This window comes from Bacteroidota bacterium (genome assembly GCA_016699695.1).
Taxonomy (GTDB): Bacteria; Bacteroidota; Bacteroidia; order Bacteroidales; family UBA10428; genus UBA10428.
Window position 1 is genome coordinate 2,307,590 of sequence record CP065006.1, and the last position, 21,947, is coordinate 2,329,536.

The 21,947-nt window shown below is 41.0% G+C and carries 22 protein-coding genes; 7 read left to right on the forward strand and 15 right to left on the reverse strand.

Annotated features, from left to right (window positions below):
* Positions 1 to 17: 17 nt before the first annotated feature.
* The 7 genes from ruvA to IPM71_09775 all read right to left on the reverse strand — a co-directional run bounded on the left by ruvA (position 18) and on the right by IPM71_09775 (position 6,882).
* The gene (gene ruvA, locus IPM71_09745) at positions 18 to 599 is read right to left on the reverse strand and encodes a Holliday junction branch migration protein RuvA (protein QQS49894.1); all 582 of its coding nucleotides are present in this window, start codon (positions 597 to 599) and stop codon (positions 18 to 20) included.
* Positions 600 to 626: 27 nt separating this feature from the next.
* Positions 627 to 1,679 (reverse strand): 4-hydroxythreonine-4-phosphate dehydrogenase PdxA, encoded by a 1,053-nt coding sequence (gene pdxA / locus IPM71_09750; protein QQS49895.1) that lies wholly within the window; start codon positions 1,677 to 1,679, stop codon positions 627 to 629.
* A gap of 319 nt (positions 1,680 to 1,998) precedes the next feature.
* Positions 1,999 to 3,003, reverse strand: coding sequence for a DUF4837 family protein (locus tag IPM71_09755; GenBank protein ID QQS49896.1), 1,005 nt, complete (start codon positions 3,001 to 3,003; stop codon positions 1,999 to 2,001).
* Between the two features lie 97 nt (positions 3,004 to 3,100).
* On the reverse strand, positions 3,101 to 3,304 hold the full coding sequence (tatA, locus tag IPM71_09760; protein QQS49897.1) for a twin-arginine translocase TatA/TatE family subunit: 204 nt from the start codon (positions 3,302 to 3,304) through the stop codon (positions 3,101 to 3,103).
* Positions 3,305 to 3,345: 41 nt separating this feature from the next.
* On the reverse strand, positions 3,346 to 4,707 hold the full coding sequence (gene rseP, locus IPM71_09765; protein ID QQS49898.1) for an RIP metalloprotease RseP: 1,362 nt from the start codon (positions 4,705 to 4,707) through the stop codon (positions 3,346 to 3,348).
* A 132-nt stretch (positions 4,708 to 4,839) separates the two neighbouring features.
* Complete coding sequence (locus IPM71_09770; protein ID QQS49899.1) at positions 4,840 to 5,991, reverse strand: 1-deoxy-D-xylulose-5-phosphate reductoisomerase; 1,152 nt, start codon at positions 5,989 to 5,991, stop codon at positions 4,840 to 4,842.
* Positions 5,992 to 6,015: 24 nt separating this feature from the next.
* Positions 6,016 to 6,882 carry a M23 family metallopeptidase gene (locus IPM71_09775; protein QQS49900.1) on the reverse strand — a complete coding sequence of 289 codons (867 nt, stop codon included), beginning with the start codon at positions 6,880 to 6,882 and terminating at the stop codon, positions 6,016 to 6,018.
* A 207-nt stretch (positions 6,883 to 7,089) separates the two neighbouring features.
* Between IPM71_09775 and IPM71_09780 the strand changes: the two genes are divergently transcribed.
* On the forward strand, positions 7,090 to 7,578 hold the full coding sequence (locus IPM71_09780) for a hypothetical protein (protein ID QQS49901.1): 489 nt from the start codon (positions 7,090 to 7,092) through the stop codon (positions 7,576 to 7,578).
* Between the two features lie 24 nt (positions 7,579 to 7,602).
* Here the strand turns inward: IPM71_09780 and IPM71_09785 are convergent, their stop codons facing one another.
* Together IPM71_09785 and IPM71_09790 are read right to left on the reverse strand one after the other, a co-directional pair.
* Positions 7,603 to 7,824, reverse strand: a complete 222-nt coding sequence (locus IPM71_09785) for a hypothetical protein (protein ID QQS49902.1) — start codon at positions 7,822 to 7,824, stop codon at positions 7,603 to 7,605.
* A gap of 186 nt (positions 7,825 to 8,010) precedes the next feature.
* Positions 8,011 to 9,477, reverse strand: coding sequence for an oligosaccharide flippase family protein (locus IPM71_09790; protein QQS49903.1), 1,467 nt, complete (start codon positions 9,475 to 9,477; stop codon positions 8,011 to 8,013).
* A 318-nt stretch (positions 9,478 to 9,795) separates the two neighbouring features.
* Between IPM71_09790 and IPM71_09795 the strand changes: the two genes are divergently transcribed.
* The 6 genes from IPM71_09795 to IPM71_09820 all read left to right on the forward strand — a co-directional run bounded on the left by IPM71_09795 (position 9,796) and on the right by IPM71_09820 (position 15,119).
* On the forward strand, positions 9,796 to 10,395 hold the full coding sequence (locus IPM71_09795) for a ribonuclease HII (GenBank protein QQS49904.1): 600 nt from the start codon (positions 9,796 to 9,798) through the stop codon (positions 10,393 to 10,395).
* A gap of 140 nt (positions 10,396 to 10,535) precedes the next feature.
* On the forward strand, positions 10,536 to 11,123 hold the full coding sequence (locus IPM71_09800; protein ID QQS49905.1) for a MarC family protein: 588 nt from the start codon (positions 10,536 to 10,538) through the stop codon (positions 11,121 to 11,123).
* A complete protein-coding gene (rnhA, locus tag IPM71_09805; GenBank protein ID QQS49906.1) occupies positions 11,116 to 11,580 on the forward strand; it encodes a ribonuclease HI in 465 nt (154 codons plus the stop codon). Before IPM71_09800 ends, rnhA begins: the two co-directional genes overlap by 8 nt.
* Positions 11,581 to 11,633: 53 nt before the next feature.
* Complete coding sequence (locus IPM71_09810; GenBank protein QQS49907.1) at positions 11,634 to 12,158, forward strand: hypothetical protein; 525 nt, start codon at positions 11,634 to 11,636, stop codon at positions 12,156 to 12,158.
* 33 nt (positions 12,159 to 12,191) lie between these two features.
* Positions 12,192 to 12,578, forward strand: coding sequence for a DUF1987 domain-containing protein (locus tag IPM71_09815; GenBank protein QQS49908.1), 387 nt, complete (start codon positions 12,192 to 12,194; stop codon positions 12,576 to 12,578).
* 144 nt (positions 12,579 to 12,722) lie between these two features.
* Positions 12,723 to 15,119 (forward strand): ABC transporter permease, encoded by a 2,397-nt coding sequence (locus IPM71_09820; GenBank protein ID QQS49909.1) that lies wholly within the window; start codon positions 12,723 to 12,725, stop codon positions 15,117 to 15,119.
* 62 nt (positions 15,120 to 15,181) lie between these two features.
* Here the strand turns inward: IPM71_09820 and modD are convergent, their stop codons facing one another.
* The 6 genes from modD to IPM71_09850 all read right to left on the reverse strand — a co-directional run bounded on the left by modD (position 15,182) and on the right by IPM71_09850 (position 21,936).
* On the reverse strand, positions 15,182 to 16,033 hold the full coding sequence (modD, locus tag IPM71_09825) for a ModD protein (GenBank protein ID QQS49910.1): 852 nt from the start codon (positions 16,031 to 16,033) through the stop codon (positions 15,182 to 15,184).
* A 222-nt stretch (positions 16,034 to 16,255) separates the two neighbouring features.
* Positions 16,256 to 16,723 (reverse strand): GNAT family N-acetyltransferase, encoded by a 468-nt coding sequence (locus IPM71_09830; protein ID QQS49911.1) that lies wholly within the window; start codon positions 16,721 to 16,723, stop codon positions 16,256 to 16,258.
* 72 nt (positions 16,724 to 16,795) lie between these two features.
* Positions 16,796 to 18,361, reverse strand: coding sequence for an MFS transporter (locus IPM71_09835; protein QQS49912.1), 1,566 nt, complete (start codon positions 18,359 to 18,361; stop codon positions 16,796 to 16,798).
* A 5-nt stretch (positions 18,362 to 18,366) separates the two neighbouring features.
* Positions 18,367 to 19,425 (reverse strand): HlyD family secretion protein, encoded by a 1,059-nt coding sequence (locus IPM71_09840; protein ID QQS49913.1) that lies wholly within the window; start codon positions 19,423 to 19,425, stop codon positions 18,367 to 18,369.
* Between the two features lie 6 nt (positions 19,426 to 19,431).
* Positions 19,432 to 20,709 (reverse strand): TolC family protein, encoded by a 1,278-nt coding sequence (locus IPM71_09845; GenBank protein QQS49914.1) that lies wholly within the window; start codon positions 20,707 to 20,709, stop codon positions 19,432 to 19,434.
* 165 nt (positions 20,710 to 20,874) lie between these two features.
* On the reverse strand, positions 20,875 to 21,936 hold the full coding sequence (locus tag IPM71_09850; protein ID QQS49915.1) for an AI-2E family transporter: 1,062 nt from the start codon (positions 21,934 to 21,936) through the stop codon (positions 20,875 to 20,877).
* Positions 21,937 to 21,947: the final 11 nt, after the last annotated feature.

Sequence of the window (21,947 nt, forward strand, 5' to 3'; positions counted from 1 at the left end):
CAGAGAGCGATGTTAATCTATAATATTTTAAGTGCTTTTTTTATCAAGGCTTCCACAGTAAGTTGTGGTTCGGCCACTATCAGTTTATCAATTGCTTTTTCAGCATTTTTCCTGACAAAACCCAGCACTTCCAAAGCAGATAACGCTTCATTTTTTAAAGTATTGTATACAGGCGAAATCATTTGTTGATCTTCTGTTTGCAGTTCGATTTTGTCTTTTAAATCGATGATGATCCTTTGAGCCGACTTTATACCAATTCCTTTGATGGTTTTCAGGGTGTTTAAGTCTTCCTGGGCAATAGCCCGTTTCACTTCATCAGGCGGTAAGGAGGAGAGCATCATGCGGGCTGTGTTGGGTCCGACTCCTGAAACCGAAATGAGCAGCCTGAATAATTCTCTTTCAGAGAGTGAGGAAAAGCCATACAAGATATGGGCATCTTCGCGAACAGCAAGATGGGCATATACCTTGGCTTCTTTTTGCTGAAACAATTGAGAGTAACTATGGAGCGAAATGTGAAAATAATAGCCTACCCCTCCTGTTTCGATTACCACCGAAGCAGGAGTCAAGTGATTAATTGTTCCCTTTATGTATTCGTACATGTTGGAGGAAGCTTTATTTTAGGATGATTAAAGATCGTGCGTATCGTAGGCTTTTAATGGATTTTCCATAAGCTTTTCAAGTCCTTTCCGTACTTTGTAGATGTCGCAAGCTAGATAAATGGCTTTTCGCATCGAATCGGGCGAAGCTTCGTTTTTACCAACAATTTCGAAAGCAGTGCCATGGGCAGGTGAGGTGCGCACAACTGGCAATCCGGCAGTAAAATTTACACCGCCATCGTAATTCATCGATTTAAATGGTATTAAACCCTGATCGTGATACATGGCAAGAATTCCATCAAACTTGCGGTATGCACTGGAACCAAAAAATCCATCGGCTGACAAGGGGCCAAAAACAAGCATGTTCTGTTCGCGGGCGGCTTCAATGGCCGGAATAATCGCATCTTTTTCTTCGTGCCCTAAAAGACCGTTGTCGCTGGCATGGGGGTTTAGACCTAGCACTGCAATGCGTGGTTTGCGAATACCAAAGTCTTGTATGAGCGATTTATTCAGTATTTGTATTTTGGTAAGCACGTTTTCGGTGGTGATCTGGCTGCTTACCTGAGCAAGTGGTATGTGGCCGGTTACGACACCTATTCTGAAAAAATCGTTTACCATGAGCATCAGCACTTCATCGACCTGATACTTCCATTGCAGGTATTCGGTATGGCCTGCAAAAGTAAACTTGTTACTTTGTATGTTTTGCTTGTTGATGGGGCCAGTAACCAGCACATCAATTTTTTTTTCGTTCAGCTCTTCAATGGCTTTTTCCAATGCCAGATAGGCCGATTCGCCGCCTTCGGGAGTTATTTTACCGAATTCGACCCGGGTATTTTCGTCGATGCAGTTTACAATGTTGGCTTTTTTGGCATTGGCTTCGCTAGCCGAACGCACAATATTGAAACTGAAATTTTCCATATCGATGGCCTTGCGGTGGTAAGCGGCTATCTTTGGAGAACCATACACTACCGGAATGCATACATCCAACATACGGGTATCCATCAGCGATTTAATAATTACTTCATAACTGATGCTATTGATATCGCCCTGGGTTATTCCAACTACTATTTTATCGTTTTTCATTTTGTTTCCGTTAGGTAAAAACTGGTTTCTTTCATTTTCCTAATTTCTTTTCCGCCAAGATGTTGGGCGTCATTTGATTTTAGGACATGGTTATTTTATTTTTAGGTTGCGTATAAAATCAACTTTAGAAAAATGAAAGGTCAGGAAATTAAACCGAAATCATGCAGGCAAGGTTATTCCGGCATAATATAGGTTTTAGTTTTGCATTGACCATTCCTATTGCGCAACAAGGGCTAAAAATAGTAAAAACGGGTGAGAATACTACTGCTATTAAAGGCAGATATTAACATCGAAAAATTGTGGCTGTTCTGGTGAATCGTTATTCGGTCGGTTCAATAAAATTCAGGGTGTAAATTATCGCCTCCAGTCTTTTCAATAAGTTACGTTTGTCGTCGGTGGGAGCAAATAAAAAGGCATCGAGGGTAACTACCCGCTGGCGGGCCTCATCTACTTGAGTGATGCTGATAAATGGACCACCCATGGCATTACCCTCCACTATATGCCAAAGGCCTCTCATTTCGTAGGTAAAGCGTTTCCCGTTCAGCATAAATTCCGAAGTTGTTACCGGAAAGCGCATTTCGGTTTGCGCGTAAGAACCTTCTGCTTCCCCGGGTATATGCAGCTTCATATATTGATTGCGTTTGTCGAGAAGGTACTTATTCGTAAAAGTATTGGTGTCGGTATAGGGATAGTAGTATATAAGCACGCCTTCTATCACATCACGGTGTCTGTTGTCGAGCCATACAAAGTCTTTTCCTTCTGCATTGATCGTATATCCCTTTGGTACAATCAGATCGATAAAATGTTTTTCTTTTAAATGGGCGTTTATCGAGGCTTCCTGGCTTTTTTTGTAGCTGTCCTTTAAGCGCTCCAGCTCGGCTTGATGAATTTGTTGTTCGATTGCAGGCGCATTTTCTTCGAAGAGTTTTACAAACTCCTCGCTGTTGGGCGCCATTATCTGAATAGTTAATTGTTTTTTTGCCCAAATATCTCGTTGGAAAGTGATTTTTGGTTTGTAGTCTGGACCTATCTTCGTGATAAGTATATTCCGTTGCTTTTTTACTGCCTGCGAAAAGCCTTCGTGCGGCATCCATATCAGGTCAAACATTTGTTCGTCTCTCGGCAGACTTGCAATGGGTTTTTCCAGTTCGGTGCGCAGGGCTTCTCCTGGTTCCGATTCCCAGTTTGGTGTAGACATAATTATCACCACATCGTACATGGCACCCGTTATGCTTGGTAAAACAATTTGATTTACTGCACCCTTATGGCAGGAAATGCCAAGCATCGAAAGCATTAAAATCCATGTTAGAATCCTGTATTTCATAAATCCTGTTTTTATTTATTGACTTCTGTTAGGATTACCCCAAAGATAATACAAGGCGTCAATGGATTGGATCCCAAAAAGCAGACACCGGGAAAAACTATTCTTCTTTTTGCAATTTGTTGCTTGAGTTGTACGTGGGCTCATCATCGCCGTCTTTAGCTTTTTTAAACTCACGCATACCTTTTCCAAGCCCTTTCATTAGCTCAGGAATTTTACGTCCACCAAAAAGCAATAATACGATTAAAAGTATCAGAATGATTTCGGTAGCCCCTAGTTGACCAAAAGCGATTAGGTTTATCATAATAGGTAAATTTAAATTTCAATTTATATTGAGAAGATTTTTTAGCTGCCCATCAGCTTAAGGATCCATCTGTACACATCGTTTCCGTTTGCATACAAAAGAAGGAACAATAAAAGAACCATGCCCACAATCTGAGCATATTCAAGGAATTTATCTCCCGGTTTTCTTCCGGTAATCATTTCAAATATCAGAAATGATACATGCCCTCCATCGAGTGCAGGAATGGGCAAAATATTCAGAAAAGCAAGCATCAGCGAAAGAAATGCTGTGAGTTCCCAGAAGCTCTGCCAGTGCCATACCGGAGGGAAAAGACCTCCAATGGCTTTAAATCCACCAATTCCCTTGTAAGCCCCGGTATCGAAATTAAATATAAGTTTAAACTGCCTGATATAAGACTGGAGCTTATCGCGGGCCATTACAAACCCGGCAGGGATGGCTTGCCAAAAAGTATAACGGTAGGTTACAAACTCAAAGTAGCCGAGTTGTTCGAGCTGGTATAGGCTGCTGATTATCTGCACCCCAATTAAACCATCCTGGCTAATAGTCACATCCAGATTAATTTCAGAATTGTCACGTACTACCAATAGGCTTACTGTTTTTCCTTTCAGGCTATCTAACACTGGTTTAAACTGGTCGTACCACTGCATTGGGATACCGTTGATGCCCACTACCTTATCGAGCGCTTTAAGGCCTGCATTTTTGTTGGGTGAATCGGCAGGAATTTCGCCCACTAAAAATGGAATACGGGGAGAAAGGAGAAGGCCTTCGTTAAGAATGCGGTTATCGGATATTAAACCTGCCAGGTTGGTGGGGATGCTTAGTTCTACATGCTGGCCCTGCCGATCAACCAGCATGGTTCCACCATAGAGCATTTCTTCGAGAATGTCAGAATAGCGCTCGGGCTCTGTTCCGTTGATGGAGATTATTTTATCGCCGGTTTGCAGACCTGTAGAATGCATGACCGAATCGATGACCCATATTCCGCCGTTTAAGCTTTTGTTCGGGATATACTGTTCACCCCAGGTAAAAAGCACCATGCTGTAAATTACAAACCCCAGAATGAGGTTGACAATAACCCCACCCAGCATGATAAGCAGCCTTTGCCATGATTTTTTGGATCTGAACTCGTAGGGTTGTGGTGGTTTGGCAAGTTGTGCTTTGTCCATCGATTCGTCTATCATGCCCGATATTTTTACATAGCCGCCCAGGGGCAGCCATCCAATGCCATATTCAGTATCGCCTTTTTTTATTTTGAAAAGTGAAAACCAGGCATCAAAAAACAGGTAGAACTTTTCGACACGGGTTTTAAAAAGCCGGGCAAAAAGGAAATGACCCAATTCGTGTAAAACAATTAATATTGAGAGTGATAAGAGCAGTTGTCCAATTTTTATTAAGGTCTCCATCCGTATGGGGTGTAATTTAAAATGAATACTAAACAAGGAACTTTACAAGGGCCATGATACAAACACCAGTTTGCGAAGAACCGGTGCAAAAATAAGATTTTTATGCTTGAATTGGATAAATTGCATGAACTATTACTTGATAAGTGTGGCAGTGTATTTTCTCGCTTCGCAATCGGTCTCGGCATAATCGCTCAACGATGGGTGCGCCTGAAAGGAAATCTGGGTCATACTGTTTTTAATTAAATCCGGGATATCCATAAAACCAATACGATCGTTTAGAAATGCCTCTACGGCTACCTCGTTGGCTGCATTCATAATACAAGGCATGTTGCCACCCAGGTGCATGGCCTCAAAAGCAAGGTCGAGGTTCCGGAACACCTCGCGGCGCGGCAATTCGAAACTAAGGTTGGGGTAATCGAGAAAATTGAATCGTTTAAAATCGGAATTAAGTCTGTTCGGAAACCCGAGGGCATATTGTATGGGCAATCGCATATCGGGTAATCCCATCTGGGCTTTCATTGAGCCATCGGTGAACTGAACAATGGAATGAATAATACTCTGCGGATGCACAATTACGTCAATCTGATCAGGCTGCAGGCCAAACAACCATTTGGCTTCGATAGCTTCAAGCCCTTTGTTCATAAGGCTTGCCGAGTCGATGGTTACCTTGGCCCCCATACACCAGTTGGGGTGGTTTAAGGCTTCTTTCTTCGTTACTTTTTGCAAGGCCTCTTTGGTGAAGGTTCTGAAGGGACCACCGGAAGCAGTGAGGTAAATTTTTTCAAAAGGGTTGTGGTTTTCACCTGCCAAACATTGGAAAATGGCGGAGTGTTCCGAATCGACCGGGTAGATAGCAGCTCCACGCGTGCGGGCAAGCGCAGTAATGAGTTCGCCGGCAATTACAAGGGTTTCCTTGTTTGCCAATGCAATGTTTTTACCTGCCTCAAGGGCGCTGATGGTTGGAAAAAGTCCGGCGTAACCCACCAGGGCAGTTAATACCGTATCTATTGTATCAAGTCGCACAATTTCATTCAGGGCTTCATTTCCGGTATGCACTTGTATGGGATAATTTCGAAGGGCATCGCAAACTTCGCAATACTTATCTTCTTCGGTAATTACCACATGCCTGGGCATGAATTTTATCGCCTGGCTGATAAGAAGCTTGGAGCTTTTTTGGGCTGTAAGCACCTCCAGACTGAAAGTATCCGGATTTTTTTCAATTACTTCCAATGCCTGTGTTCCGATTGAACCAGTAGATCCGAGAATGGCAATATGCTTTTTCATATCTCTGTTGGAAGGTGCCATACCCTAGAACGAAACATAATCTTCTGGGTTGAGCGCCATGCCATTGTACCAAAGTTCGAAATGCAGATGTGGACCCGTGGTGAGTTCGCCAGAGTTGCCAATAATGGCTATTGGGTCGCCGGCCCGCACATAGTCGCCTACACGCTTCAATAATTCGGCATTGTGTTTATATATCGAAAGCAGGTTGTTGCTGTGCTGTATTTGAATTACCCAGCCGGTTTCCAGCGTCCAGGCGGCCAAAGTAACTGTTCCGTCGAGGGTCGATTTAACAGCGGCATCAGCTCCGGTAACCACATCGGTGCCGAAGTGGTTGCTACTCGATTGAAACGAGTTGGTTACAATGCCCTTGATGGGTGGAAAGAAATGCAATTGCGAGATAGGCACAAAATGTTCGCGGTGTTTATATGCCGAAAGTTCTAAACCCACTTCGTCTTCGAAGCGCTGGCGTATCATGCTGTCTTCGATGGATCTTGAAAAAGTAATGTCGGTGTATTTTTTCGATGTATCTCCAGGGTTTTCGTGGTTGTTCGGGACACCTCCGGTGATAATGGTGCGCATGTTATCGAAATAGCGGTCGCGACGTTGAAGTTCGTTTTCCAGCGAATCGAGTCGATGGGCATTCATAACAATGGTGCGAAGTGTGTTTTCATCGGGATAGCCGGGAATAAACTCACGGATAGGAGTATAGGCTATGAGTGAGACTACTATGGCCAGGAAAATAAAAAGGGCAGTGCCTCCAAGGGCAAATACATTCATGCGCGATAGCCGAAGATTCAGCACTTCTTCATACGATTCGTCACGGTATAAAGAGAGCCTGTATTTATCTTTTAGTTTATCAAAAAATGAGGGCTTTTCATTTTTATTTGCCATGCAAATAGCTGTTTCTTGGGTTGAAAAAACAAAAGTAAAAAGTTTTAATCAGAAACCTTCGAAATTGTTTTCTTTTCAATGGCAACTTGAATATTTAATTAATCTACTGATAAGTAATGTGTTGTATGCTATGTTGATAGAATAGCGCCTCGCTTCTTTAATACTTTTTAACGATTTTGTAAACTTGCATAAATTGATATTGTACCGATGAATGAGCGATTTGTTCGGATTGTAGGTTTTGGATTAATCGGTGTGGATAAGGATAATGGGCCCTACCGTCAGGTGATTTTTAAAGACGATCAGACGGGTGAGACAGCTGAAATGCTGGTGAATAAAAAAGAGAGGCCCATGCTTTGGGAAGACATTGAAAAGCTTGAACGAGGCAAATCGCTCCCTCCCTACAGGGGAAGTGTGATGCGCTATCAGGAAATTAGCCTGCTTGTATTTGAAAATGAAAAACTCGAAGAAGTGCTTCAACGGCAAAGAGCCAAATTTCATGTGAAAGAAAAAATCAATTACACGCAAGCAGAGGCGATTCGACAAGAAACCAAGGGTTACATTACCAACTTAACTGCTTCTGGTGCAATGGAGATTAGCTGGAAAGAAATCGATCTGGCTGCTAAGCTCGTAAAGTTCAGACAATATGCCGGCGAGGGAAAATTTGTTTGGGGCAGTTGGTACGAAATTGTGCTCTGAAATGGCTTACCGATAGCTGCGAGTTCAAAAAAGCCTCATTTGCTGATCATCCCAAAGGGTCGGATAGTTGTCTTCGAATTTCTTAAGCACTTCGGTAATAATTGCTTCGCGCATAAATTTCGAACGGTTGTCAATTTTAAAACGCTCGCAATAGTGATCAATCGCTTTAAGTTCGCGCTGATTAAACAGTATCGACCTCCGGTTGATGCGTTTCAGGCTGTTTTCTGTGGCTGACCTTCTTTTCATGTAATTGCGGCAATGGCAAATGAGCTTTTCGAAATTACGCACTATTCAAACCACGGCAAAATGCTATTTATTAACAAATTACAGCCGCTAAACCTGTTTTTCAGGGCTTTTTTTATTATTGTAGTTTGGTAAATTGCAGGTTGACAAGCATCTAGTAAATTACTTTCTTTTTATGGCTTAGCTTTTTTAGCTTGTTGATAAATCTTTTCGCGGAAGGTAGGTCAATATAAAAGAAACCAATTGCGAGATTTTAATCAGCTGACTGAACAAGGACAAAATAAGAATAGAAACTACAGTAAGGATGATTCCGGGTATCCATTCCAAATTTGAGTGCAAGATGAGATAGGCAAAAACCAGTGCGAAAACAATAAATATATTGGCTCTTATCAGAAGGCTCCAGTCAGTTTTTAGAATGAACTTTTTTTTCACCACCACAATGTGGTAGACAATAGCAAATAATTGTGCACTGGCATTGGCAATAGCTGCCCCGGTTGCTTTAAGCAATGGCACAAGTAGTATATTAAGCGTAAGGCTGATACCAACTGCAACAAATGCCATCACAATAAGCTCTTTTAGGTTTCCATTGGCCGTAAGCAGCGCTCCGAAAGTATAACTGATACACATTCCAATAAAGCTTAGTGTTAGAATCATAAAAATATCGGCCGATTCTGAAGGGCTGCCCGGATAAAGAAACTGAAACAAAGGATAGCGGTAGAAAATCAGTGCTATTAACATAGAGGCTGCAGGTACCAATAAAATCAAAAGGGCGGTTTTTAGCAGAGAGCTTATTTCTTCGCGCTCGCGCAACAGTTTAGAAAAAGTGGGTAAAAGAATTAGCGAAAATATAAGTGCATAATTGGCCAGAAAATCTACAATGCGAAAGCTTTGTGCATAAATTCCTGCTTGTTCCCTGCCATCGGGCAAGAGGTAACGGAGAAATACCGAGTCGATGCGATAGTATACCGACATAAGTAATAAAAGCAATGCATAGGGACTCAGTTGGCGAAGCAAGGGAATGTAATGCTTCCATTTTATGCTCAGGGATATCTTTCGGCTTTTATGCAATACAATAAGCAAACTAAGGCTTAAACTCAATAAATAGGCGGCAAATTGGGCATACACAAACCATTCGATCCGGAACTGGTTTTTGGTAACCGGAATAAGCAACAGGCTGCCGCAGATCAGAATCATTGCAAAACGGTCGACAACTGAAATAATACTTTCCGACTTAAAGAGTTGCAGGCCACCCATGTTGGCCCGTAGAAATAAAATAAACGAAGCAAGGGTTTGGTTGATGATGATCACTACAAACAATTGCCATTCGTGTAAGGAGGGTAAAACAAAAAATCCGGCAGTTGAAAAAACCAATATGAAAAGCAGGCTTAAGAGGATTTTCATTCCCAGCAATCCCGATAAAAGCCGATGACTTAAACCCGGATTATGTGCAATTTCTTTTCGGGAATAATTCTCAATGCCCAAATCAAGAAAAATCTGAAAAATCAGAACAAGGTTAAACAAGGGAAAATAACTGCCATAAGTGAGAGTTCCCACGGTATTTTGTACCACACGGTCGATGCCAAAAACATAGATGGGTTTAATGAGCAGGTTGAGGGCAAAAAAGAATGCCAGGTTTTCGACGAAACGCTTCTTCAATGGGCTTATTTTAATTTCAAAAATAGCGATTTATTTGTGAGACTTAAATTTTATGAGTTCACGAAATGAAATTTTATAGTCAGAATCCCTATTTAAATCCATCGGGACTGAAAGCGGGTGCGCGGGTAAATACCCCGCCTCTTGAAGCGAATAAAATAAAGTCCTTTGCTGATACCCCGTCAGCTTGCTGCGGGGAGCTTCATTTGTATTGATTTCCTGTTCGCATTATTAGCAACACATTAAGGCTAGCAAGGCTATTTAAAAAGAAATTAGGACTTGTAGGCAGATAATTGCATTTTTGAGGTAGAAATTGCATGTATGCTCAAAGCCTATTTTATTGCGGAGCTTTTAGAAGCCGGTTGCGATGAGGCAGGCAGAGGATGCCTTGCAGGCCCGGTGGTTGCTGCTGCTGTGGTTCTGCCGCCCGATTACTATAGTCCGGTATTGACCGATTCCAAAAAGTTATCTGAAAAGAAACGAATACAGCTTCGCGCCGAAATTGAAAAAGAGGCAGTAGATTATGCAGTGGCTTTTGTCGATCACACCGAGATTGATTTGTTGAATATTCAAAAAGCCTCCATCAAAGCAATGCACCTGGCACTTGAAAAATTAAAAGTTCAGCCAGGGCATATTCTGGTCGATGGTAACCGCTTTTACAGCTATCGGCAGATACCGCATACCTGCATTGTGAAAGGCGATAGCCTGTATTTTTCCATAGCAGCTGCCTCGGTGCTTGCTAAAACAAGCCGCGATGATTTTATGGTACAACTTCACCAGCAATTTCCTGAATATGGTTTTGCGGTGCATAAAGGGTATCCTACCAAAGAGCATCGCAGAGCCATTCTTCAATATGGTATTACCAATTACCACCGTCGCAGTTTCAAGCTGCTCGATGCACAAACTTCACTCGATTTTTAGTTTAAGTCTGAAAAAAGATTGTTTTGGCAGCAAGTTTTTCTCGGGTTATATTTTTTGAGGCAAGTTTGCTTGTTGGGTTTTTTAAATTTACTTTGTACCCTGAAACAGGGAATTACTAACAGATTAATAATCAGTAAAAAATGGAAGTTAAATTGGTAAATATAGTGTCGACTTTTATGGTTTTGTTCGCAGTAATCGACATTACGGGTTCTATACCCATCATTATCAACATCAAACAGAAGTCTATCGGCACTTTTGCTCCTTTTAAAATTTCTGCAGTGGCTTATATTATTATGCTCCTCTTTCTCTTTTTGGGTGAGCATCTTTTGCAATTATTCGGTGTTGACCTTTCGTCCTTTGCCATTGCAGGTTCGCTGGTAATATTCTTTCTTGGGCTTGAGCTTGTTCTGGGGCATGAGTTCTTTAAATACGAACCCTCGAAAATGGTGGGTATTGTTCCTTTATCTTTTCCGCTCATTGCAGGCGCCGGCTCCATGACTACTTTAATTTCGCTAAGGGCCGAATATAGCTTACTTGAAATAATGATTTCTCTCACGCTCAATATTGTTTTTGTTTATTTTGTGTTGAAATCGACCCGCTTTTTTGAAAAATATCTGGGTGGAGCAGGAATACAAATTCTTAAGAAATTCTTCGGAATAATCCTTCTCGCGGTTTCTATCAAGCTATTTTTATCCAATACGGGTATTGTTTTACCGCATCATGGCTGAGATTATTATGTATACCGATGGAGCTGCCAGCGGTAATCCTGGCCCCGGAGGTTATGGCGTAATTCTCCAGTCGGGCCAGCATTACAAAGAGCTCTCGGGTGGTTTCAGGCTTACCACCAACAACCGTATGGAATTGCTGGCTGTAATTGTTGGATTGGAAGCGTTGAAGAATCCAGGCAGCCAAATCACAGTATATTCCGATTCAAAATACGTGTGCGATGCGGTGCAAAAGGAATGGCTTTTCGATTGGGAAAAGAAAAACTTTAAAGGAAAGAAAAATCCCGATTTGTGGCTTCGTTTTTTATCAGTATATCGCCAGCATAAGGTTCATTTTCAATGGATAAAAGGGCATGCCAGCATACCCGGCAATGAAAGGTGCGACCGATTGGCTGTATTGGCCTCCCAGCAATTGAAGCTACCTCCAGACCTGGGGTACGAAAGTCAAAAGGCTTCGTGAGGTTAAGAATTAAAAGAATATTTGTATCTTGATACGAGTTTTTAAAGGCCAAAATGAACAGCTCGAAAAAAGAAATATATCTTCATTACAAAGGAATCATTCTTTACGATACCATTGGCGACCTTATTAGTGAACTCAAGGAAATTATGTTTGAGCGTCATGTAAAGCAATCGGTTTACAAAAAGGTATTGATGGTGATGATAGAAGCCCTTGAGAATGTGTTAAAATATCACGAAAATTTTGAGCACGAAACAGGGTTACTCCAAAACTTCCCTCCTGAAATTACCATTTCACGACTTAGCGATAGTATTTCCATCTCGGTTGGAAATCCAGTATTAAAGGCCGATGCTTTAAAGCTGAAGATGAGATTGGAGGAAACTGCTCTGCTCGACAAGCAGGGTGTAAAAGATAAATACAAGCAGATAATTACCAATGGTCAGTTTTCGGAAAAAGGAGGAGCTGGCCTTGGCATAGTGGAAATGGCAAAAATTACCGATCGTAAAATCAATTTTACTTTTCACGAGATTAGCGAAACATATGATTATTACCGAATTACGCTTCGCATCAATTGTAATTGAATTGAAATATTACCTGAAAAAATAACCTTTGGAATGAAACGATTAATTGTAAGTGCTACCGATTACACCCCGGCTTTAGACTTTAATCCGGCTAACCTTTCCATGCAGTTTAAAGGAGTATCGAGGCCGGAAAATGTAGGTTTATTTTATCAGCAGGCTATCGATTGGGTCGATTCCTTGAATGAAGGGTCAGTTACAATTCAGCCCGGAACCATCCGATTGGTTTTTAAACTCGATTACTGCAACTCGGCTTCGCAAAAATATATCCTTGTTTTGCTCGAACGTCTGATGGAGCTAAAGAATAAAGGTTTTAATCTGTCGGTTGACTGGTATTACGACGATGGAGACGACAAGATGCTCGAGGATGGAGAGGATATTGCCGATGCCATTGGAACCAAGTTTAACCTTCTAACTAACTGAGGCTTTAATTATTCGGTTTCGAACATGTATGTTCAGGGATGAACAGTTATATATCTGCAGCCAAATAACTAAATACCACATAAGTAACCTGTTGATAGTTATGGTATTATTATTGTTAAAAATCAATCGGAATACTTTAAAGGTATGATTCTCAATTTTATTCTGGCTACTTTCCGAAATATTGCCGCCCATCGTTTCTCGTCTGCTATGAATATTCTCGGGCTGGCGGTGGGTATGGCCTGCACGCTTCTAATTATTTTGTTTATCAATCATGAAAAGAGTTACGACCGATTCCATACTTCGCACAATTTAATTTATCGCGTTACTTTGGAGGGCCGTCTGCATGGCCAGGATTTTAAAGGTGCCACAAGCAGTGCACTTATGAGCAAATACCTTCAAACAGAATCTAATGCCATTGCTGAAATTACCCGACTTACCCGCCTGGGAGCCTGGTTGGTATCAAACGATAGTGTCCGTTTTAACGAAGACAATATTTTGTTTGTCGACTCCAATTTCTTTCGGTTTTTCGATGGCTTTGAAATTGTCGAAGGCAAAATAGATTCCATGCTAGTCGCTTCACGCAGCCTTGTGCTTACCGAATCGGCTGCCATGAGGCATTTTGGCACTACAAAAAATCTAATTGGTAAAACACTCAAAGTAGAAATAAAGGAGAAACCTTATACAGTAACCGGAATAGCAAAAGATCCTCCATCCTATTCGCATATACATTTCGATATGCTGGCTTCACTGAGTACTTACGATTATTTGCTATCAACAACATGGGGGTCGAATAATGTATATACTTACCTGAGAATAGAGAATGCCAGCCTTAAAGATAGTGTCGAAATGGCTGCCAACAGTCTTTTTGAAAAGTATATCCGGCCAGAATTGGTTAGTGTAATGACCGATGTATTTCAATCTGACGATAAGTACATTTTTCGTTTACAAGCGCTTTCTTCTATTCATTTATATTCTGACCTGAAATCGGAATTAAAACCTAATAGCAAAGCTATTTATGTGCGTTTGCTCGGTTTTTTGGCCGGGCTGATTCTGCTTATTGCCTGTTTGAATTTTGTCAATCTATCCACTGCTAATTCTTCCAGAAGGTCTCAGGAAGTAGCTATCAGGAAAATTGCCGGTGCCGAAAAGCGACACCTGATTGTACAATTTCTGGTAGAATCGATTGTGATTTGTTTAATTGCACTTACACTGGCTCTTTTACTTGCTGAGGGCTTTTTGCCCTTTTTTAACCGTATTTTTAATCTTTCATTGCAATTTGTTTTGTTTCAGAATATACGTTCTGTGGCACTTATTCTTTTAGTTACCCTTGTTATTGGAATTCTTGCGGGCACTTACCCTGCCTTGTTTGTTTCGAAACTGAATATTCTGAATGTATTAGATGGAAACAAAGAAAACAGAAACACGATCAGCCGGATGCGCACTTTGTTTGTTTTCTTGCAGTTTTCGGTTACCATCTTAATCTTTATTATCACTATTGTGGTATTTGCCCAATTAAATTTTATGGTAACCCGTGATGTAGGTTTTAGTAAGGACAATATATTGATAATCAGACGTTCTGATGCTTTGCGCGAAAATCTGCAGGTATTTAAACAGGAAATTAAAAGCATTGAAGGTGTGTCTGAGGTATCACATTCCAATTCTATTCCCGGCCGCGATTTTAATTTAAACACATTTCGATTAAAGGGCACTAAAGAGGATGCTGCGCTTCTTTTTAATCAATTATTTGTGGGGTATGAGTTTGTTAATACTTATCGGCTTAGGCTTAAGCAAGGAAGATTCTTCGACAAAAATGTTTCAGGCGATACCCTAGCTTGTTTGATCAATCAGAGCGCTGCCGATAAAATGGGTTTGAGTTATCCGTTGGATGCCGAATTGTATCAACCTGGCTTTGGCAATAGACCCGGACATAGTTATAAAGTAATAGGAGTATTGGAAGATTTTCACTTTCAGAGTCTTGAAAAAAAAATTGAACCGCTCCTTATTTGCTTAATGCCTGGAAACTGGGAGGGATATCTGAGTGTAAAAACCAATTCAGACGATATGCTTAAAACTATTGCTGCCATTGAGCAGGTTTGGTATAAATATGCCCCTGAATATCCTTTTGTTCATTTTTACCTCGACAAGGATTTTAACCTGAAGTATGACACCATCTCTCGTTTGGGGAGGTTTTTCATTGTGTTTTCGGTGGTTGCCCTCTTTTTATCTTTTCTGGGATTTTTTGGTTTAATAGCCAACCGGGCAGTAGTGCAGTCGCGCGAAGTAGCTATCCGAAAAATATTAGGTGCCGGCACAGAAAATCTGGTGTTTGTGATTTCCCTTAGAAACCTTATTCTATTGATACCAGCCGCAATTACAGCCTTTGTTGTCTCTTACCTTGTAATACCTCAATGGCTAGCCGGTTTTTATTACCATATTGGTTTGAGTTTTTGGCACTTTTTGCTTGCAGCAGGTGCGATTTTGTTGGCAGTATTGCCAATAGTTCTATCTCATGCTGTGTATGTAATTAAAAAGCAACAATGACTTGAATTGCAGATTTAAAGACCAAACCAGTTATGTTCTTTATTTCGAAAAACTCCAGTTCACTAATCTATCATAGGTTCGATTTCAACTTTAAACTCGGCAGGTTTGCAATTATTCGGGAATGAAGTAACAATAATATCAACTCCTGTGGCAGCATATTCTTTGATATTCCCAAGGTTAATTCCTCCGGCAACAGCTATTCTAACATGCGAATTAATTTGTCTCATCTGGTCAACCATGCTTTTCACTTCATTAGGCTCCATGCTGTCGAGCTGAATGACATCTACGGGCACTTCGCAAAGAGCCAGTGCATCGGCACCGTTGCTTGCTTCCACCGCAATGGGCTTGCCAGCTGCATCTTTTTTAAGCTGATCAAATTTTTTTAGCAGGCCATTTAACCCACCTAGAAATTTATAGTGATTGTGAAAGAGTAAAATATTTTCCGATAAACTAAGGCGGTTGATATTACCTCCTCCGGTTAGTATAGCTTTGGCTACAATTTTTCGGGTATACGGTATTGTTTTTCGAGTTCCTGAAACTATAATGTCCGGGTTTTGCGACTTTGCAGCCTCTACCATCTCTTTTGTACAGGTAGCAATGCCACTGGCATAACCTAAGAGATTGGCTGAGATACGCCATAAAGTATGCAAGTGTTTGGCCAATCCTTCTGCTTCGAGAAATTTCACATCTTTTTCGATGTATTCACCGCTCAGGGTCATCAGGGTGGGGGTGATGTTAAGTTTCGCAAATAAACGCATTACTTCTTCGGTGCCGCAAATTACAGTAGCCTCGCGGGTATAAAACTGTATGCGGGCAAGCTGACTGCCAAAGCGGGTCAAACGAGTTGTCATATCGAAATAAGGAACATCTTCGGTGATTAACCTGTCTAATTCCTCGTCCGAGAAATAAATCATATCGCAATAGTTTAGTGATTTTCCAACCTCAAATCCAAAAACACCTTGCCAAGGTTCGTAAGGTTTAAGATACACAAAATATATTAAAAGCAAAACAAACCTATTCAATATGTTTGAAAAACAGAGGTTTGAGCTTAGAGGTTAAATTAAATTGCAGTAACACTGCCACTTCATAAGTCATAGAGGAAATCCCTGGTATTTATATCGGAGTATTGGAGGCTTTTAATCGAGGTATTTTGTCCAGAAGTGCATGGGTGGATTGCCTTCTTTATAACCGAGTTTATTGTAAAGATGTTTGGCAGTTGCGTTATCTTCTCTTACCTCGAGGGTTATTTTGGCACAATCTATTTCGCGGGCTTTGCTGCTAACAAATTCAAGCATGAGCCTGCCTACACCTTTGCCTCGTGCACTTTCCAGCACCACTACATCGTGCACATTGATAAATGGCCGGGCAGCAAAAGTGCCAAAACTAATAAAGCAGTTTACCAGGCCCACGAAATTTCCATCCTCCTCGGCCAAGACGCAAAGCTTGTTGCAATGATTTTTTAAACCTTCGATCAGCCTTTTTGCACTTTCGTTGGTGTGCGGTGGGTGATTTCCCATTTCGTCCTGCATGTAATGATTCATCAAATCAACCACGGCAGTGGTGTGCAGCTTATTTTCGAAATCGACTTCAAATATTTGTATCATGTGAAGGCATGGTTTTTTAAAATTATCAATCTATTATTTAAAAACCTGCTGAGAATAGGTTTTTTATTAGCACTAAATGGGTATAGGTTCCACTTCGATTGTTCCAACGGCACGTTTGCCCATGCCCATTAACAGAATTAGTAGTATGGGAATGAGGCTGATTATGGCCATGGCCAGGTAAATGTCTTTATAAGCCAACATTTTGGCTGTATTGTTTGCTTCGGACCGAAGTGAATTGTCGGCCGCTTTTTCGGCTTCGGTCCACTGCTCTCCGCTTAGCAAGGCCAAATTTTTAACCTGGTTGTATTTCGAAACTGCCTGAGGATTTCCCTCATTTAATTGTTGACTGATTCCGGTTGTGTGGTTTAAGGTAAGGCGGGTAATTACAGTGCCTAGTATCGCAGAGCCAAGTAAGATAGCAATCACGTTGCGAGCAATCAGGCCACTCATCATACGCGAGGTACTCATAGGTTTGGGGACATTTTCGGAAATATACAAGGAGCTTATTACATATAAAAATCCTATTCCTATTCCTTTGAATATGAGTGGCAATACAAAATCTTTTGCACCAATTCCGGGATAGAACCTGTAAAACATTAACAGGTGGTAAATTCCAAAAGCCAGAAATCCGGCCACAGATATTATCCGAAGGTACACCCGCTTGTACAACAGCCAGGTGCAGAGAGGGATAGAAATGAGAATGCCTACAAAAACTGTAAGATGGGTTCGGGCCTGGTAAAGGTCGTCGAAACCAAGTATACCTGACATAAAGCCTAATATTACAGACCCCGTATTGTTCAACACGCCAATCAGGAAAAAGAACACGCTTCCGATTACTACATTTTTATATTTAAAAACTTTGAAATCGATAAGCGGATTTTGCGAAAACTTTAAATGAATGGCATAAATGCCAATAACTATAAGAATTAGGGCAGTTGCCATTTTAATTCCTCTGTCGGAATACCATTCTCTGATTTGTCCTTCTGCTGTAAGAAAAAGTATTGGGGTGAAAAAGAGAATCAGGATTAGCCAGCCTCTGAAATCGAATCGGAATGGCGTTTTTAAGGGGGCAACATCCTTTTTTACGAATACTAGCGTCAGCACAAAACATAGGAGGAAATTCAAGTTAACCATCATAAGGGATGTTCTCCAATCGTATATATGTGCCACCTGAGCTCCAAAATATTTGTATAATAGGCTACTTCCTTGTATTATAAACTGAACAATGCCATACAAAATAGCCATGTTAAATGCCGGATTATAACGCATGATGATAGGGAACAGAGTTCCAAAAATTCCCAGAATCGATAAAAAGGCAAGCAGCGAGCGGAATAGGATAAACAGATAGAAATTGGGAGCAAAAGCCGAGGCACTGTTTAACACCAACGAAAAAATGATTACGGTATACAAGAGGGTACGCAATTTAATCTGCTTGGCAATTTCAAGAGCCAGAGGAATTCCGGCAATAAGAGTAAATACCGGAATAAGGTTCATGTACATAAACTGGGTCGAAGATACACCGAAATAACCTTGTATCTGGGCATTTTCATAGGCTGTGGCATTCAGCACATTCAGGAATGGCACAATTAACAGGTATAGGCCCGTTATCCTTAACAATTCGCCCCTGTTCCAACCCATTTACTCTATTTTTTAACCTTTACAGAAACGTTCATACCTGCCTTAATGGCATCAAGTTCTTCGGCAGGGGCTTCAAATTCAATCTTAACCGGAATACGTTGAGTGATTTTTACAAAATTTCCTGTAGAGTTATCGGGTTCTATCATCGAAAATTTGGCTCCGGTTGCAGGAGCTAACTCGGTGACCATTCCTTTGTATTTTTTTCCATTAAGTGCATCGACTTTGATAATTGCTTTTTTGCCAGCTTTTATTTTATCAAGCTGTGTTTCCTTAAAATTTGCAATGACCCATTTCTGGTTGCTTTGCACAATAGTAGCCAAAGTTTGGTTATTCGATACAAGTTCGCCCAGTTGTATGGTCCGTTCCCCTATAATGCCATCCATGGGTGCTGTGATGCAGGTATAGGATAACTGCAACCATGCTGCTGCTAAATCGGCCTCTTTTCTTTGGATGGTAGCCTGGTTCGACTCAAGGTTACGCTTATTTTGTTCCGTGATCGATTTACTTGCAAGTACATCTTGTTGGCTTGCTTCGAGGTATGCCTGTTCGGTTTTTAGCTGGGCAATAACCTGGTCGAATTGGTTGCGGGTAACTGCTGAATCGGCAAACATATTCTCGTACCGTTCGTAATTTCTTGTAGCCTTTTCGAGACTTGCGGTATTTCCTTTCATTTTTGCCACATCAGCCTCCATTTGAGCGTAGGAAGTTATAACCGATTGTTCTGTAATAGACAAGTTAGCCCTGGCAATGTTTAAATCGGCCTGAGCTTGTGCTACCTTTATTCGAAATTCCGAATCGTCCAGTACTATCAGGGTATCTCCGGCTTCTACTTCCTGGTAAGAATCGAATCTGATTTCAAGTATGTTACCCGACACCCGGGCATTCACCGAGGCCATGTTGGCCTCAACCTGGGCATTATTGGTTTTAACATGCCTGCTCACATCGAAGGCAATAAAAAAAATCCAGATGAGTCCTGCTAGTAAGAAAACTCCGGCAGTACGCTCTATGGTTCGGTTTTTTCTGTTCTCAGCTTTTTCGGTTCCTGTTGTTTTAGTTTCCTCCATCCTGGCTTAATTAAGTCTGCCCATTGAATAGAGCAGGTTGTAATACTGATTAATGGCATCGATTATAGCATTATTGAGAGAAAGATTTGCTTCGTTCAGTTGCAATTCAGCATCAATCATGTCTATAATGGGGGCAAATTCATTGTCGTATTTGCTTTTAACAATTTTATAGTTTATCTGCGCCAGTTCTACATTCTTCAAATACGAATCGATGTTCTTTTTGCTTTCGATAAAACGCACATAGGCTGATTTAAGTTCCTGGTCGATTGTGTTCCTGACCCTATCAATATTGATAGTTTCTTTTTCTATTTGTATTTTGTTGGCCTGTATTCGGTGGTTTAAATCGTACCAGCTCGAAATATTGTACGATACCCCAACTCCAACTGCCCAGTAATTGAGAATGTCTGATTGTGGGGGGAAAGTTCCCGGAACGGGTAATTCGGAATTGTAAATGGCATTACCGGTAATGTGGGGATATAAGGCATTTTTTGTCCTTCGTAACGAAAGTTCGGAATAGTATTTCTGATATTCAGCCTGTTTTATTTCATTCCGGTTGGTAAAGGCTTCTTCAAGGCACTGTTCGTATACGAGTGTGTCTTGTGGAATCTGAACAATTACATCGGCCGGAACCAGGCGCGTCGAACTTTCTATTCCGGTGAACAGGCACAAATAATTGCTTAATAAATCGATGTTGTTCCAAGCTATAAAAACAGAAATCTCAAAATTCGAGAGCTGGAGTTCGGTACGTGTCAAATCGCTGATAATGTTCTGTCCATTCGCAACCTTCGACTCTATCTTGGCAATGTTGATTTTAACATTTTTAATGTTCTCTTCTATAATTTCAACTTCGCGGTACAATTTATAAAGGATGTAAAACTGGCTAATAACAGTAAGCTTAACCTGTGCTTCAGTCATTTTAAGAATTTCGTTCTGGATTTGGCTTTGTATTTTTTCCTGTTCAATCCGGGTTTGTATGGATCCCCCCATGTAAATTGGAAATCCTGCAGAAATGTTCCATCCGCCTTGATGATTGTAGTAACTAATATTTGTATCATTCGAATAAAAATCGCGGTATATCACCGGATTTCCAATATAGTTGTAGTTCATTCCTGCACCCAGTGAGGGAGCCCGGGCCATTTTGGCATTCAGGATATTTTGCTCAGCCTCGGCACTGTCTTTGCGCACCATACTAAGCTCCAGGCTATTCAGCATGGCAAGCTGAACAGCCTCATTTAATGAGATAGTTCTTGTTATTACTTCGATGCGGGTTTGTGCATACATCATTTCATTACTGATTAGACTCAGGAAAAGTGTTAGTCCGACCAAAAAGAAGTTTGAAATTCGACTTATACGCATTAGGTTTATTGAAGTGTAATTCGAAGGCATTGATACCTTGAAAAATGAACAATGAATCAAAACTTTATGGTTTCTAAAAAGGATTCAGAGATTCTAAGCCTCTTTTTTTTCTGAGCTCAACCACATTCCAGCTAATTTATAGCCTATGGAAAGAATCATTGCTCCGGTAAATAAGCCTATAAATCCCATCATCATGAAACCACCAATGGCTCCCAGAAAAATAACCAGCATGGGCACCGGAGCCCCTTTTCCCATCAACCATGGCTTCAGAAAATTGTCGCTTAGCGAAATCAGCAAAATCAGAATAGTCCACAATGTTGCCGGGAAAGGTTCCTTTACCGAATAGAGATAAATTATCACGGGTATTCCAACGATGGTGGGTGGTAACTGCACAATGGCCAGTATTAAAACCAAAAATGCCCACAAACCCGCCAGGGGTACATCGGCCATAATCAGGCAGCTTCCCATGAGAATAAATTGTATCACGGCCACTCCCAAAATACCTTTTGCCACATTCCGAATCGTTTGCACAACCAATTGTAATATATCGTCTCCTGCACTACCAAGCAGGTGGTTGGCAAATACTTTAGCCGATTTTTCTGATTTTTCAGTATGAGCTAAAAATATTCCGGAAATAATCAGCGATAAAACAAACATAAGAATAGACGAGGTGAAATTTAAGAATGAACTTCCTAATTTTTCAATCAACTTTAAGAGGGGTTCGCGGTATGTGTAGAGGCCGGCCTCGAGGTTATCTGCTATCAATTGCCATGCTTTATAAATGGGTTCGCCGATTAAAAACCAATCGGCTACTTTTTGCTCGGGTGGTGCTACTACAAGTGTATTGTCGCGTATAGCCTGGAACAGGTTTTTACCTTCTTCGGCCAATGATGCGATTAACCAATAAGAGGGAAGGATTAAAATTGCCAATAAAACCAGGGTGATGATGAGACTGGGGATGACTTTATTACCCTTCATGGCAATTGAGAACTTTTTATACAAAGGATACAAGGTGATTGCCAGAATAACTCCCCACAATACGGGAACAAGAAAGGGAAGGATGATTCTGACACATAAAAATGAGATGATTAGAATGAGAATTAACTTAAGACTAATATCAAACACTTTTTTGTCGTTCAGTGTATTTGAGTTCATGCCGTTTGGTT